Here is a 15,825-nt window from a genome sequence, read left to right on the forward strand (position 1 = left end):
TCTACTTTATTTTCAATCAAAATATATAAGTGTACATTATGTAATAGGAAATTTTTGATAAAATCTGTTGATTATATTTTTAAAAAAGGTGATTATTTAGCCATTTTAATTGTTTAAAATTTATCTAAGTGCTGTACTAATGTACTAACGTCCCAATGTCCGGAAGTTGAATGCGTGGTTTTTGGTATAACCTAAATCCAATACATTTTATTTTTCTTTTAAGCCTTATTTAATTAATAAATATAGTTTTTATTAATTATCAAAATGTTTATATTCGTATAAATCAAAACAAGCAAAAAGATGTCTCAAATAGCTCAAGAAGAGAAAAAAGAAAGCTTTGTACATCCTGTACAAGAAGTTTACCAGCCAAAAAATAAAGTTCGTATTGTTACAGCAGCTGCCTTATTCGATGGTCACGATGCAGCCATTAATATAATGCGTCGTATCATACAATCTACAGGTTGTGAAGTAATTCATTTAGGACATGATAAATCGGTAGAAGATGTAGTAAATACAGCAATACAAGAAGATGCTAATGCAATTGCTGTAAGTTCTTACCAAGGCGGACATAACGAATATTTTAAATACATGTATGATTTGCTGCAAGAAAAAGGTGCTGGTCATATCAAAATCTTCGGTGGTGGAGGTGGAGTAATTCTACCAGAGGAAATCAAAGATTTGATGGAATACGGTATTACTAGATTATATTCTCCTGATGATGGACGAGCTATGGGATTACAAGGTATGATTAATGATAAAGTGATGAAATCAGATTTCCCTACACCAGAATTAGAACTTCCCGTAGGAAAAAATGTATATCAATCCTTAAAAGATAAAGATGTTACGACGATAGCTCGACTAATTTCCTTGGCAGAAAATAGAGAAAAAGACTTCTTGAAATTATTCGATTTTAATAAAGTTGAAAATAAAAATGCACCTGTTTTAGGTATTACCGGAACTGGTGGAGCTGGAAAATCATCGATGGTAGATGAGTTGGTTCGTAGATTTTTAATCGATTTCCCTGAAAAAACTATAGCGTTAGTTTCAGTAGATCCATCTAAAAAGAAAACAGGTGGAGCACTTTTAGGTGATCGTATTAGAATGAATTCTATTAATGATCCACGTGTTTATATGCGTTCATTGGCTACGCGTCAATCGAACTTGGCTTTATCTAAATATGTTGAGGAGGCAATTCAAGTTTTGAAAGCAGCACAATACGATTTAATAATTTTAGAAACCTCAGGTATTGGACAATCCGATACAGAGATTTTAGATCATTCTGATGCTTCATTGTATATCATGACTCCAGAATTTGGTGCAGCGACGCAATTAGAAAAAATTGATATGTTAGATTTTGCTGACATTGTAGCAATTAATAAATTTGATAAGCGTGGTGCTTTAGATGCTTTGCGCGATGTAAAAAAACAATATCAACGCAACCATAATTTATGGGATGTAAATCCAGATGAAATGCCTGTATTTGGTACAATTGCTTCTCAATTTAATGATCCAGGAACGAATCAATTGTACAAATCAATCATGGATAAAATTGTTGAAAAAACTGGAGCTGATCTAAAGTCTAATTTCGAGATTACAAAAGAAATGTCGGAAAAGATTTTCGTAATTCCTCCTGCAAGAACACGTTATTTATCAGAGATTGCAGAAAATAACCGTGGATATGATGCTAGAGCAAATGCTCAAAAAGAAGTTGCTCAAAAATTATATGGTTTCTTTAAAACCATTGAAACTCTTTCTGGAAAAGTACCAACTATTACAAAATTTGGTATTGAAATTACAGGTTTAGATAATGCAGATTTAGTGAAATTATTATTAGCTGAGTTTGATAAATTAAAAATGAATTTAGATCCTTTTAACTGGGAAGTAATTACAACTTGGGATGAAAAGGTCAATAGATATAAAAATCCTGTGTATTCTTTCAAAGTACGTGACAAGGAAATCAAAATCCAAACGCATTCTGAATCATTATCACACTTACAAATTCCTAAAATAGCTTTACCTAAATACGAAGCTTGGGGAGATATTTTACGTTGGGTTTTACAAGAAAACGTTCCTGGGGAATTCCCATTCACTTCAGGATTATATCCATTCAAACGCGAAGGTGAAGACCCAACGCGTATGTTTGCTGGAGAAGGTGGCCCGGAAAGAACTAACCGACGTTTCCACTACGTTTCAAAAGGAATGCCAGCTAAGCGTTTATCTACAGCGTTTGACTCGGTAACTTTATATGGTAACGATCCAGGTTATCGTCCTGATATATACGGAAAAATCGGTAATGCAGGAGTATCAATTTGTTGTTTAGATGATGCTAAAAAATTATATTCTGGGTTTGATTTATCACATGCCATGACATCGGTATCGATGACTATTAATGGCCCAGCACCAATGTTGTTAGGATTTTTTATGAATGCAGCAATTGATCAAAACTGTGAAAAATACATCAAAGAGAATGGATTGGAAGCAGAAGTTGAAGCTAAAATTGTATCGATTTATAAATCAAAAGGAGTTGAACGTCCATTTTACAATGGTGAACTTCCTGAAGGAAACGATGGCTTAGGATTGATGTTGTTGGGTGTTACAGGAGATCAAGTATTACCAGCCGATGTATATGCAGAAATTAAGAAAAATACATTAGCACAAGTTCGTGGTACGGTGCAAGCGGATATCTTAAAAGAAGATCAAGCACAAAATACTTGTATTTTCTCAACAGAGTTTGCTTTGCGTTTGATGGGAGATGTGCAAGAATATTTTATCAAAGAAAATGTACGTAATTTTTATTCTGTATCAATTTCAGGTTATCATATTGCCGAAGCAGGAGCTAATCCGGTAACTCAGTTAGCATTCACTTTAGCCAACGGATTTACGTATGTAGAGTACTACTTATCTCGTGGAATGGATATCAATGCATTTGGTCCAAATTTATCATTCTTCTTCTCAAACGGAATAGATCCAGAATATTCAGTAATCGGTCGTGTAGCTAGAAGAATCTGGGCTAAAGCTTTGAAAAATAAATATGGAGCTAATGAAAGAGCTCAAATGTTGAAATACCACATTCAAACATCAGGACGTTCTTTACACGCACAAGAAATTGATTTTAATGATATACGTACCACATTACAAGCATTGTATGCGATTTACGATAACTGTAATTCGTTACATACAAACGCTTACGACGAAGCGATTACTACACCAACGGAAGAATCGGTTCGTAGAGCAATGGCAATTCAGTTAATCATAAACAAAGAATTAGGTTTAGCGAAAAATGAAAACCCAATTCAAGGTTCGTTTATTATTGAAGAATTGACAGATTTAGTTGAGGAAGCTGTATTAGCAGAATTCGACAGAATTACAGAACGTGGTGGAGTTCTTGGTGCAATGGAAACAATGTATCAACGTTCTAAGATTCAGGAAGAATCGTTATATTACGAAACATTGAAACACAATGGTGATTTCCCAATTATTGGAGTAAACACATTCTTGTCTTCAACGGGTTCTAAAACTGTAATTCCAGCAGAAGTAATTCGTGCAACCGAAGAGGAAAAACAGTTCCAAATTAAAACAAAAGAAAGTTTAAATGCGCGAAATGAAGATGCAGTTGCAAAAGCGTTAGATGCAGTACAAACAGCTGCTATAAGCAATAAAAATATTTTCGAAGTTTTAATGGATGCTTCTAAAGTGTGCTCGTTAGGACAAATCACTTCCGCATTGTTTGAAGTAGGTGGTCAGTACCGCAGAAATATGTAATTATATCACTTAAAAATACAATAAAGATGCCTTCAATTTTTGAAGGCATTTTTTATACAGCGAATTTATTATATCATTATAATTTCCCTTTCGTATTGGTTTACTCATTTATGTTTATTATGTTTGCCCTTCAAGAATATAAACTATGATAACTTTTAACATTAACTACAAAAAGTATGGTCTTCCAGTGCTTATGTTATCATTAGCTTATCTGCATGACGATACTTTTTTAAGAAGCTCTAAAGAGTTTATTAATTAGTCCCTGTTACGATCCGAAATAGGGAAACTTCACATTTTTTTAATTTAATAATAAACTTTTCGTTTTGTGAATTGATTTTTGCAGAATACTTTATTGTATTTTGTTTGGATCTATCGCGAAATCTTCTCACGGAATGAATTTTCAAAAAAACTAAGTATCAATGTCAACAAATGTAATTTTAACAACAGGAATTTATGATTTATTAAAAGATCATTTAAGAAGAAAAAAAGTAACCAAGGAACAAGAAGCGATTTTATTGGCACAACTAAAAAGTGCGAAACAAGTTTTAAGAAGAGATTTGCCGTCAGATATTGTAACGGTAAACACAAAAATAAAGGTGAAAGAATTAACTGAAAATAAGGAATTTGATGGTTTATTAGTATCACCAAATAAAGCAAATTATAAAAAACAAAAATATTCTATTTTATCAGATTTAGGATTGGCAATTTTAGGCAAAAGAGTTGGAGAAACTATTGACTGGCCAATGGCAGATGGAGTAAGAAAGTATCAAATAGTTGGTTCGGAACCATTATCATAAATTAAAAAACCTGCAACATTGCAGGTTTTTTTTATAGAATAAATTTTGATCCAATTGTATAATTAATCGTTGCTGCAGGATTATAAAATCGATTTCCAAATGCATTTAAATCATACCCAGAACTATATTTAGAATTGTATAAATTATTAATGCCTAAATATAAATTCAATTTTTTTCCATTTAAATTATAATTATATTCAACTAACATATTTCCAATGATATAGTCTTTTTCTTTCACAGTATTTGCATCATTAAGATATAAACTTGAGTTATAATAATTAGTATAATTAAATTTATAATTATTTAAAAAATCGAATCCAATATAAGATTGAATGGAAAATTTAGAAATCCCTGGAATATTATGATTTGAATAATTGGTACTTCCTACTTGATAATCTTTGTACTTAAAATCATACACATGTCCATTCAATACAAAGTTTAAACCATTAAAAATAGCATGATTGAAGGTGAATTTTTTGGATTCTATGCTCCATTCAATACCATTTTGCATAGTTCCTCCAGCGTTTATAAAATAATCATTTCCAGCATCATCTTGCCTTTTTACAATGGCTTCTTTCAGGCGATAATTAAAAGCACTTAGTTCTATAGTCCATTGATTAAACTTTTTTCGTAGTCCAATTTCTTTATTCCACCCATGTTCTGCGTTCAAATTATTTTGAATTTTTTGATTAGATGATCGCACTTCTTCTGTCGTTGGCGATGATATTCCTTTAGCGATTTTTCCACGAACAGAAAATGTAGGGGTTAAGATATAGTTAATCCCAAGCTGAGGTAGCCACTGATTTTTAAATTTACGTTTACCTTCTTCAAAATCTGGAAATATTGTCTCCCAATTATATTTTGTTGTATATAAGCTTAATGACGCGTCTACAAACCATTTATTTGTAAAATTAATGTGTTGGCTAGCATAAAAAGATCCATTCAAAGTTTGTAAATTATCAAATTTTTGAGGATTACCTTTTTCACCTAAATTGTTATCATAATTTTGAAATTCTGTCGAATTATAACCAATTTCAGTGCCAATTCTTGTATTTAATGTGACATCATTTATTTGATTTTTATAATCTATATAAGATCGTCCTTGAATATTATTTTCCTTCCGTTTTTCAAAATTTGAAATAAATGGATTTTGAAAATCTGTATAGCTGGTTTGGATAAGCGTAAATTGTTTCCAATGTTCATTTATATTCAAAATGTGATTAATTCCTGCGAGTAAAGTTTTATTTATAATCCCAGTTTTTTGATCTTTTGCACTAGGCAAAGTTGGAGTTGATAAGCGAGATTGTTTTCGATTATTGTTCATTTGTTCCAAAGTAAGTCCACCTGGTGTCTCATAATCCATGGCTGTATAGAGCAACATGAGATTAATTTCGTTTGATGGAGAATATTTCCATTGATCTTTTAAAAATAATGATGATCTTTTAATCTTTGATTGATCCCGATATCCATTGGATTGATAATGACTTTGACCTATTTGTAACCCATGTTTTCCTAATCGCTTACCAACTTGAATACTTTCATTAAATTGGCCAAAACTACCCGTTCCTACATTCGCTTTAATATTATTATTTTGATTGGATTGAAGTAAAACTATACCACCAGTTTCTGATCCATATTCTCCGCCTTGTGGACCTTTCATTATATCAATGTTTTTTATAAATTGTGGCTCAATCAGATTAAGATAAGCATTACCTGTAGCATCTGTTAATAAGAAATCATCAAAATATATTTTTACATTTCGAACGCCAAATGGTGATCTAATTGTACTTCCTCTCAACGATAAGCGAAAACTTCCAGGAGAACGTTCTTCCATTTTAGTTCCTGGAATAAAATTAAAACTCTCTAACAATCGTTCTGGGTGATTTAATTTCAATAAATCTGAGTTTATCTGATTAACTGATGTAGTTGACTCAAACTGCAAAGTTTTTCGCTGGAAAGACTCAATAACAACCTCGTTTAATTGTTGGATACTATCATTATTTTGAGCTTTAGAGTTTTGACTAAAAAAAAGAATTGGTAAATAGATGAATAAATTTTGATGAATTTTCATGGCAATTAAAGGTATTGTTTCAAAAAAAGTGGCAATTAATAATTACCACTTTTAGATATTATTTTTTAGCTATGCGATATAGTTTTCCATTATCACCAACTGCATATAAATGTCCATCTTTTCCTGTAACCATATCACGAATTCTATCTTTTTGATCTAATAAAATATGTTCTTCACCTACCACTTTATTACCTTCTATTACAAGACGTACTAAAGCCTGTTTTATCATTCCGCCAACGAATAGATTTCCTTTCCATTCCTCAATACTTCCGGTATAGAATTCTGCTCCACTAGGTGCAATAACTGGATCCCAATAGTAATTTGGTTGCTCTAATCCTTGGTGCTTAGTCGCTCCGTCTGAAATTTTTCCACCAGCATATTCAATACCATAAGTAATAGTTGGCCATCCGTAATTTTTTCCTGGTTGTATTAAATTTAGTTCATCTCCACCACGAGGTCCATGTTCTACTTCCCAAAGTTCTCCTTTGTCGTTAAAAGCTAAACTCTGTGGACTACGATGTCCTAAACTATATATCTCAGGTAAAGCATCTTTGTTATCCATAAATGGATTTCCTGGTGCAGCCTTTCCATCCGTAGTTATTTTAATAATTTTCCCTAATGGAGATTTCAAATCTTGAGCATATTTTCGCATTTCATCATCTGATCTTTCCCCAAATGAAGCATATAAATATCCTTCTTTATCAAATACTAAACGGCTTCCGTAATGTAATCCACTATCGTGTGAGGGGAATGTTCTGTAAATAATCTGTACATTTTCCACTTTGGTTTCATCTAAGGAGAGTTTTCCTTTGGCTATTGACGTCTGATCATTTTTACTACCATCTGTAGCAGGTTCTGAGAAAGTCCAATAAATTGTACGATTAGAATCAAAATTAGGATCTAAAATAACATCTAATAATCCACCTTGATTATATTGATTAACTTTAGGTAAGCCTGTAACTTTTTTAATTTCGTAAGGTTTTTGTAAATCAACAATCATCATATATCCGGATTTCTCAGTCATTAATAATTTTCCGTCAGGAAGATTAACAATGGCCCAAGGTAAACCTAGACTTTCATTTACCACTAAAACTTCGTAAGCTGATTTTGTTTTAATGTAATTTGCTCTAGTTTGACCATCAAATGCAGGTTTGTACTCTGTATTAGCTGCTTCTGTTTCTTTGGCTATACTATCATTTATTGTACTATCTTTCTCAGTTGTTGATTTTGAATTATTTGTACAAGAGAATAAAAAAGCCACTGAAAGTGTTAAAGTTGCAATATTTTTCATGGGATGTAATTTAACTTCCAATTTACTATTTTTATTTTAAAATATAATTCCCTAAAATAAGTGAAGAGAATAATGCTATATTGATATTTTTGTGTATTATATTATACGATTGTAAAAAATTATAAATGAAAGAATTTTTACTTAAAAAAAATATAGAAATTACTCCGAAGCGATATTTTATAGATGCCATGGGAGCAATGGCTTACGCTTTATTTGCAACATTATTAGTAGGTACGATTCTTAAAACTATTGGTGATGAGCTAGATATCTCATTTTTAAAGAATATTGTATGGCCTTTAGCCAATCAAGCAACTGGTCCAGCTATTGCTTTAGCCATTGCATTTAGTCTAAAAGCGCCCCAGTTAGTAATGTTTTCAAGTACTATTGTGGGTATATCAGCATATCAAATTGGTGGACCTTTGGGAGTTTTTCTGTCGACTATTTTCGCAGTAGAAATTGGAAAATTGGTTGCTGGTGAAACCAGAGTCGATATTATTTTAACTCCAATTATAACAGTTTTAGTAGGTGTTGGTGTAGCTCAAATTATTGGGCCTAGCGTTATGCAAATAATGAAATGGATTGGTGAAATTATTATGATTGCTACTGAATCTAATCCTTTTGTTATGAGTATTATTATTGCAATTGTAATAGGATTGGTTTTGACACTTCCTATTTCATCTGCTGCATTGTGCCTCATGTTAGAATTAGACGGATTGGCTGCTGGAGCTGCTACTATTGGCTGTTGCGCACAAATGATAGGATTTGCAACAATTAGTTTTAAAGATAATGGGATCGGAGGGTTGTTAGCCCAAGGATTGGGAACTAGTATGGTTCAGATGCCTAATATTTATAAAAATTGGAAAATTTGGATTCCACCAACTTTGGCAGCTGGTGTTATTGGACCTATTGCAATTATATTTTTTCAAATGACAAATTCTTCTTTAGAATCTGGAATGGGAACTTGTGGTTTTGTGGGACAGATTGGAACCTTTAATGCTATGAAATCCTCTTTTTCATCTACATATATTTTAATAACAATAATCGGATTACAATTTTTGTTGCCTGCTTTGCTTTCTTTTCTATTTTATATCATCTTAAAAAAATGGAATTGGATAAAAGATGGAGATATGAAGATAAACTAATAAAGGTTGAAATTTTTCAACCTTTATTTTAAAATTATGGTAAAGAATTAAGATCAATTTGTGGAGGAATATTTTCAGAATTGAATTGGAATAAAGTATTTGGCTGCGTTATTTCGTTAAAAAAACCTCCCATTTTTAAGAAATAACCTGCACGAGTAGTTCCTCCAGTAGCATCAACGCGTTGATTCGCTTTATAGGTTGCATCTACTGTAAATTTTGCTGATGTTACTTTTTTCCATTGACCATCGTACACCCATTGGTTGTTATATTGAGCTTTTCTAGTAAAATAACCTTGATTAGGGTCAAAATTCTCTAAAAATGAATGAAATCGTTTTAAATAAGTATCTGTTTTTGGACGTTTAAAACTCGCAATTAGTTTCCATTTAGAAGTTTCCGGTATGTAAAACCAAGCTGAATAAATTGTGTTTCCATTTCTATCAGGTTCACCTTTTAATAAAAATCGATATGTATCGTTTGCTTTCCAATTATAACGTAAAAAACTTTGTCCTCCTGAGCCTTCGTTGCCAAATTCGCCAGTATACACATCTTCCCCTTTTCGTAGTAGTTTAATTTTATCTTCTTCTGGAATACTTTTAGGATCATCTGTGACAAATGGACTCCAAACAGAAAATAAAATACGCCTTTCTGTACTAGAATTAACTTGCATTCCAAAATATCCTTCTGCAAAACCATTTGCCATAAAATAAGAACCTATTTGGTCTTGACCTTTTGGCACAACAATTTCGCTGTAATAATATGACACGTTTTTTTCGGTAGGAATTTCATAAGATAAGTGACAAGATGGACCGCGCCTTGCCCAATAAAAATACTCAGGATTATTGCTATAAACTATTCCTTTATCTGTTGCTGCTCCAGAAATAATTATATCATCAAAAGCTATATTCTTGTTTTTTGTTTTTAATTCTACGTAATAGTATCCAGGTTTTGTAACTGTATATGAGCCTAAATTTAAAAGTGTATTATTTTCTTCCCATACTATTGTTTTATGGGTTTTATTAAATTCAACTTCTAATTCAGTCTTAAATTTTGTATTACCTTTTAATTTAATATCAATATTTCCACTTCCTAATAATTTGAAGTATAGTCTTTTAATTTTTTTATTATCAAGAGAAATATCTTCTTTTTGACTAGTCAAACTTTTTATAGATGGATTAATTTCAAATCCATTACCAGTAAATGGAATGCTATAACTTGTATAGTCTTGTGCATTAATTTCACTAATTGTGAGTAATAGACTACATATTGTAGTTAGGTAAATCGTTTTATTCATATCTGTGTTTAATTATCTAAATTTATATTTAATTATTGATTTATATATTTTTTAATAAGAGAAAATAAATGTTTTTAAAGTAATTTTGCAAGAATACATAAAAAAAAATTTTTTTTAAATGAGTCAGGAAAATGACAAAAATATAGTCCTTGCCATTAATGAGAAACCAACGTTAGGGCAAGGAATTTTATTGAGTATACAACATTTATTTGCAATGTTTGGAGCTACTGTTTTAGTTCCTGCTCTCACCGGAATGAATCCTTCTATTGCTTTAATATCAAGTGGTCTAGGGACTCTTGCATTTATTTTAATTACACGAGGAAAAGTACCTTCATACTTAGGTTCATCATTTGCCTTTATTAATCCTATTATCGCATTAAAAGCTTTAGAGGCAGATCCCAATAGCTCTCTAGAAATGGGAAGTTTTTTGGTAGGAAGTTTTGTAATAGGATTAGTCTATGCACTAGTTGCTCTAATAATATCTAAAGCAGGAACTAATTGGCTCATGAAATTATTACCACCAATTGTTGTGGGCCCAGTTATAATGGTGATTGGTTTAGGTCTGGCTACCACAGCTGTCAGCATGGTAACGAATAACTCAAATGGGGAATATGATTTGAATTTCGTAATAGTTGGTTTTTTTACTTTACTGATAACAATTATAGCAGCAATTTTTAGTCGTGGTTTTTTAAGTGTTGTTCCTATATTAGTTGGTATAATCGGAGGTTACGTTTTCTCAATAATTATGGGTATTGTAGATTTAGAACCCGTTATTAAAGCTAAGTGGTTCGAAATACCAGATTTTACAGTTCCTTTTTTAGATTATACACCTACTTTATCGTGGTATGTTATTTTTTTAATGGTTCCTGTAGCAATAGTACCAATTGCTGAGCATATAGGTCATCAATTAGTATTAAGTAAAGTGATCAATAAAGATTTAATAAAAGACCCTGGTTTAGATCGCTCAATGTTAGGCGATGGTATAGCTACGATGCTCGCTTCTTTGATCGGTGGACCGCCAAATACTACTTATGGAGAAAACATAGGAGTATTGGCAATTACTAGAGCATTTAGTATTTATGTATTTTTAGGTGCTGCTTGTTTCGCAATTTTATTTGGTTTTTGTGGAAAAATATCCGCCCTACTTAGTACAATTCCGACACCAGTTATGGGTGGAGTATCAATCCTTTTATTTGGAATTATAGCTTCAAGTGGATTACGAATGTTAGTGGAAAATAATGTTGATTTCAAAATAAAAAGAAATTTAATAATTTCATCTGTTATTTTAGTTATTGGTATTGGTGGTGCTGCAATACATATAGGAAATATGTTTTCTTTAGAAGGAATGGCTTTAGCATCTATTGTAGGTGTAGTTTTAAATTTAGTACTACCTGGAAGAGAATTTATTAATTTTAATGAAATGTTTAAAGAAGAATAAATATTAAAGGTTTTTGAAATTGATTATCTTCAAATGATTCATATTTCAAATTTTTATTTTAAAGATTCATAAATGTAAAGCTTATGTAATGATATTTTATATTTTAGTAACTTATTATAAATCTTGAATTTACTCTATATGAGATTAAATTTTAAAACAATCTTTGCCTTGTTAGGTGTTGTTTCTCTATCATTTACGGCTTGTTCAACGAATAATTCGTCGAAAAAAGTGGTATATAAAAAAGTAACAAAACCTACAACAAAACCATCGACTACGACGACTATTCCTAAAGGGAATAATCAAACAACTGTTGTTAAGCCAGAAATAGCTAAACCAAAAGAAGAAATTTTCAAAGTAACTCTTCCTGATATCAATCGTGAGTTTAGAGCAGCTTGGGTTGCTACAGTAGCAAATATCAACTGGCCTTCTAAACGTAATTTAACGACTGAGCAGCAAAAAGAAGAAGCCATAAAATTATTGGATATGCTAGAAGCAAATAATTTTAATGCTGTTATTTTTCAAGTTCGCCCATCAGGAGATGCATTGTATAAAAGTAATTTTGAACCTTGGTCATATTTCTTAACTGGAGAAATAGGAAAAAGTCCTTATCCTTTTTATGATCCTTTAGAATTTTGGGTAGAAGAATCTCATAAAAGAGGTTTAGAATTGCATGTATGGTTAAATCCATATCGTGCGCATCATTCGAGTGGGGGAGCTGTGACGAGTGAATCTATAGTTAAGCAAACACCTGAAAATATTGTAAGGTTAAAAAATGGAATGTATTGGTTTGATCCAGCTGACAAGAATACTCAAAATCACGTATCTAATGTTGTCAAAGATATTGTAAAGAGATACGATATAGATGGGGTACATTTTGATGATTATTTTTATCCATATGCCTCTTATAATGGAGGTGCAGATTTTCCTGATAATACTACGTGGAATGAATATAAAGCTAAAGGAGGACATTTATCTAGAGCAGATTGGCGTCGAGAGAATGTAAATACAATTATAGAACGTATTTATAAAGAAATTAAACAAGAAAAGCCTTTTGTAAAATTTGGAATTAGTCCTTTCGGAATTTGGAAACCTGGTTATCCAGCAGGTATCACAGGATCTTCTCAGTACGATGAACTATACGCAGATGCGAAACTATGGCTAAACAAGGGATGGGTTGATTATTTTTCACCTCAATTATATTGGCCAATTGAATCTAAAGGGCAAAGTTTTCCGAAATTATTAGAATGGTGGAAATCAGAAAATACGCATAATCGTCATTTATGGCCAGGTTTAAATACAGTTGAGGTAAAAGCAACTGACCGAACTTCTGAAATTATTAACCAAGTAAAAGTATCAGGTGATATATTGCAAAATAATATAGGAACTATACATTGGAGTATTGCAGGATTAACTAAAAATCCATCAATGCTAAATTCTCTAAAAAATGGACCTTATAAAAACAAAGCATTAATTCCGACTATGAATTGGATAAAAGCTGATAAACTTGAAAAACCAAAACTTTTAATTACAAATCAACCTCAAGATGTTGTAATTAATTGGAAAGAATCTAAGTTAAACAATGTTTCGCAATGGGTTTTATTTACAAGATACAATGATAACTGGGAAACAACTTTTTTAAATCCGACTACTACATATCAAACGGTGCATAAACAGAAAAATGGTAAAACTTTAAATGCAGTTGCATTAAAAAGTGTAGATAGATTAGGGAATGAAAGTGATTACGTCGCACAGAAAATTAACTAGACCTATTTCAATAAAAAAACCGAGATTAATCTCGGTTTTTTTATTGAAGTAAACTTATAAGTTTATAATATTTTTATCGTTTATATTATAGTATTTAATAACTTCATTATAATCTTGAGTATTTACAGGAGATATAGATCTTCCTTGTGCAGCTGGTATAACTACAACTCTAAAAGTTTGATTTCTTATGTAATCAGACCCAGTTAAATTAAATGTTCCTCCAGCATAGATCGTGATATCGTTTCTAGAGAAATCAAACGTAAAATCTAATTCGTTTCCATCTTCTAAGTAAAAAGTTTTAGGAATTGGTTCCCAGTAAACTGTACCATTGCTCACTTCCGCTTGTCTGTAGATTAATATAACGTCTTGCTCTGCTAATGCATAGTCAAAAGCTCTATAAATTTGGTAGCCATTATTTTTATACTCGAAATTAACATTTCTTAAATCGTATACCTCAGATCCAGCCTGAACGTTGTTTACATACCCACCATTGTCATCACTTGTACAGTTTACAAATAACAAACTCATACAAGAAAGTAGTAAAATTGATAATATTTTATTCATAACGTAAATTTAAAAAATAGTTTCAAATGATGTACCAAAATTTAATTTTATAATTGTATTAAAAATAATTTCGTTACAATTATAAATTTTATACATTGTATAGACTAATACAACAAGACATGAAATTATTATTCTTTCTACTTTCAACCTTATCTTTTGCTCAAACATACTCAATTTTAAATGAAGACAACAAAGATGTTAGCTATCGCGGCCTTGCTTTTGAATCTGCCACAACATTTATAGTTTCTGGTTCTAAAAATACAATAGGAAAAACGACTGATGGTGGCAAAACATTTAAGTGGATTAGTCCTACAGTAGTTCAGAATAGAGATTTTAGAGATATTGAAGTTTTATCAAAAGATAATTACATCACTTTAGGAATTGATGCTCCAGCATATATTCTACAAACCATAGATGGTGGTAAAAATTGGAAGAAAGTATATGAAAATACTCAAAAAGGCATATTCTTAGATGCAATGTATGTTGATTCAAAAAATAAAAAAGTATATGTAATTGGTGACCCAATTGAAACTAGTAAACCTTTTGTTTTAACGGCATCTACAACTGATTTAACGAAATGGACAATTAATAATTCATTGCTAAATCAAGGTGTACGACTAAAAAATCCTAAAGAAGCTTTTTTTGCATCTAGCGGAAGTAATATTTATGCGGATGCTAATCAAGTTATGATAGTTTCAGGAGGTGCAGAATCTAATCTGTATCGATATACAACAAAAGGAGGACAATTATATACTCTCCAAAAATCAAATGCTACAACAGCAGGAATTAATGGTATGGCATATGATGCAATTAATAACGTAGGCTACCTTGTAGGAGGAGATTATACGAAACCAATGGATTCTAAATACAATTTATATAAATTTAAAATTGATTCAAAAAATCAACTACAATTTATTGATTCATGGAAATATCCAGATGGATATAAGTCTGGTGTAACGATTCTAAGCAAAGATAAAGTTGTTGTTTGTGGTTATTCAGGTGTAGATTATTCTGTAGATGGAGGACATAATTGGAAAAATATAACAAAAGATAGTTACAACACTTGCCTTGCATCACCCGATAAAAAGTATGTTATTCTTGTCGGAAATAAAGGTAAAATTGGGAAAATAAATTTTTAATATATAAATCCAGCATTTGCTGGATTTTTTTATAGAATTGATTTTAGGTTAATTATTTGTTTTAAATTAGTTATAACCAAATTTTAAATTATGAAAATTAAAGCTGAAGCAAGTATTCAAATTCTCCGTCCAATTCATGATGTTTTTGAAGCTATAATTAATCCTGACAAAATGAGGACTTATTTTATTGAATCCTCGAGCGGTCCATTAGAAGCTTACAAAACAGTTATTTGGAAATTTCCAGAATTTGACGATACATTTCCTGTTACAGGGATTCTAATTAAACCCAATGAATATATTTCCTTTGATTGGAGTGGTGGTAAGGATAAAATGATGGTCGAAATCTATCTTAGTAAATATGGGGAAGATTTTACCATTATTAATATAATTGAACATGAGTTTGATGATAACAAGGAAGGTATAGAAAGAGCTATAAGACAAACAGCAGGATGGGCTAATTTTTTATCGTGTATGAAGGCAAGTTTAGAATATGGAATTAATCTACGTACGGGAGCCTTTGACTTTATGAAAGACATTTAATACTCTAACTCAAATTAAGAAATAGC

11 protein-coding genes are annotated in these 15,825 nt (G+C 31.3%); 7 read left to right on the plus strand and 4 right to left on the minus strand.

Annotated features, from left to right (window positions below; all coding sequences use genetic code 11):
* Positions 1-300 precede the first annotated feature (300 nt).
* Together IM532_RS07590 and IM532_RS07595 are read left to right on the plus strand one after the other, a co-directional pair.
* Positions 301-3,762 carry a methylmalonyl-CoA mutase family protein gene (locus tag IM532_RS07590; protein WP_194182851.1) on the plus strand — a complete coding sequence of 1,154 codons (3,462 nt, stop codon included), beginning with the start codon at positions 301-303 and terminating at the stop codon, positions 3,760-3,762.
* Between the two features lie 419 nt (positions 3,763-4,181).
* Entirely contained in the window at positions 4,182-4,559 is a 378-nt protein-coding gene (locus IM532_RS07595) for a GreA/GreB family elongation factor (RefSeq protein ID WP_194182852.1), read from the plus strand.
* 31 nt (positions 4,560-4,590) lie between these two features.
* Here the strand turns inward: IM532_RS07595 and IM532_RS07600 are convergent, their stop codons facing one another.
* Together IM532_RS07600 and IM532_RS07605 are read right to left on the minus strand one after the other, a co-directional pair.
* On the minus strand, positions 4,591-6,630 hold the full coding sequence (locus IM532_RS07600; protein WP_194182853.1) for a TonB-dependent receptor: 2,040 nt from the start codon (positions 6,628-6,630) through the stop codon (positions 4,591-4,593).
* A gap of 58 nt (positions 6,631-6,688) precedes the next feature.
* On the minus strand, positions 6,689-7,942 hold the full coding sequence (locus IM532_RS07605) for a PQQ-dependent sugar dehydrogenase (protein ID WP_228063687.1): 1,254 nt from the start codon (positions 7,940-7,942) through the stop codon (positions 6,689-6,691).
* Positions 7,943-8,046: 104 nt separating this feature from the next.
* Between IM532_RS07605 and IM532_RS07610 the strand changes: the two genes are divergently transcribed.
* Positions 8,047-9,063, plus strand: coding sequence for a PTS transporter subunit IIC (locus IM532_RS07610; protein WP_194182854.1), 1,017 nt, complete (start codon positions 8,047-8,049; stop codon positions 9,061-9,063).
* A gap of 34 nt (positions 9,064-9,097) precedes the next feature.
* Here IM532_RS07610 and IM532_RS07615 read toward each other — a convergent pair whose 3' ends face one another.
* Complete coding sequence (locus IM532_RS07615) at positions 9,098-10,354, minus strand: DUF3472 domain-containing protein (RefSeq protein WP_194182855.1); 1,257 nt, start codon at positions 10,352-10,354, stop codon at positions 9,098-9,100.
* A gap of 118 nt (positions 10,355-10,472) precedes the next feature.
* Here IM532_RS07615 and IM532_RS07620 point away from each other — a divergent pair, with 118 nt between their 5' ends.
* Positions 10,473-11,792 carry a solute carrier family 23 protein gene (locus tag IM532_RS07620; protein WP_194182856.1) on the plus strand — a complete coding sequence of 440 codons (1,320 nt, stop codon included), beginning with the start codon at positions 10,473-10,475 and terminating at the stop codon, positions 11,790-11,792.
* A 138-nt stretch (positions 11,793-11,930) separates the two neighbouring features.
* Entirely contained in the window at positions 11,931-13,556 is a 1,626-nt protein-coding gene (locus tag IM532_RS07625) for a glycoside hydrolase family 10 protein (RefSeq protein ID WP_194182857.1), read from the plus strand.
* Positions 13,557-13,610: 54 nt separating this feature from the next.
* Here IM532_RS07625 and IM532_RS07630 read toward each other — a convergent pair whose 3' ends face one another.
* Positions 13,611-14,120, minus strand: coding sequence for a hypothetical protein (locus IM532_RS07630; RefSeq protein ID WP_194182858.1), 510 nt, complete (start codon positions 14,118-14,120; stop codon positions 13,611-13,613).
* Between the two features lie 119 nt (positions 14,121-14,239).
* Between IM532_RS07630 and IM532_RS07635 the strand changes: the two genes are divergently transcribed.
* A complete protein-coding gene (locus IM532_RS07635; protein WP_194182859.1) occupies positions 14,240-15,259 on the plus strand; it encodes a YCF48-related protein in 1,020 nt (339 codons plus the stop codon).
* A gap of 90 nt (positions 15,260-15,349) precedes the next feature.
* Entirely contained in the window at positions 15,350-15,799 is a 450-nt protein-coding gene (locus tag IM532_RS07640; protein WP_194182860.1) for an SRPBCC family protein, read from the plus strand.
* Positions 15,800-15,825 lie beyond the last annotated feature (26 nt).

This window comes from Faecalibacter rhinopitheci (assembly GCF_015234135.1).
In the GTDB taxonomy this organism is placed as follows: domain Bacteria; phylum Bacteroidota; class Bacteroidia; order Flavobacteriales; family Weeksellaceae; genus Empedobacter; species Empedobacter rhinopitheci.

Coding starts and splice junctions, on each gene's coding strand:
- IM532_RS07590 (WP_194182851.1), top strand. CDS start 301: ATGTCTCAAATAGCTCAAGAAGAGAAAAAAGAAAGCTTTGTACATCCT.
- IM532_RS07595 (WP_194182852.1), top strand. CDS start 4,182: ATGTCAACAAATGTAATTTTAACAACAGGAATTTATGATTTATTAAAA.
- IM532_RS07600 (WP_194182853.1), bottom strand. CDS start 6,630: ATGAAAATTCATCAAAATTTATTCATCTATTTACCAATTCTTTTTTTT.
- IM532_RS07610 (WP_194182854.1), top strand. CDS start 8,047: ATGAAAGAATTTTTACTTAAAAAAAATATAGAAATTACTCCGAAGCGA.
- IM532_RS07615 (WP_194182855.1), bottom strand. CDS start 10,354: ATGAATAAAACGATTTACCTAACTACAATATGTAGTCTATTACTCACA.
- IM532_RS07620 (WP_194182856.1), top strand. CDS start 10,473: ATGAGTCAGGAAAATGACAAAAATATAGTCCTTGCCATTAATGAGAAA.
- IM532_RS07625 (WP_194182857.1), top strand. CDS start 11,931: ATGAGATTAAATTTTAAAACAATCTTTGCCTTGTTAGGTGTTGTTTCT.
- IM532_RS07630 (WP_194182858.1), bottom strand. CDS start 14,120: ATGAATAAAATATTATCAATTTTACTACTTTCTTGTATGAGTTTGTTA.
- IM532_RS07635 (WP_194182859.1), top strand. CDS start 14,240: ATGAAATTATTATTCTTTCTACTTTCAACCTTATCTTTTGCTCAAACA.
- IM532_RS07640 (WP_194182860.1), top strand. CDS start 15,350: ATGAAAATTAAAGCTGAAGCAAGTATTCAAATTCTCCGTCCAATTCAT.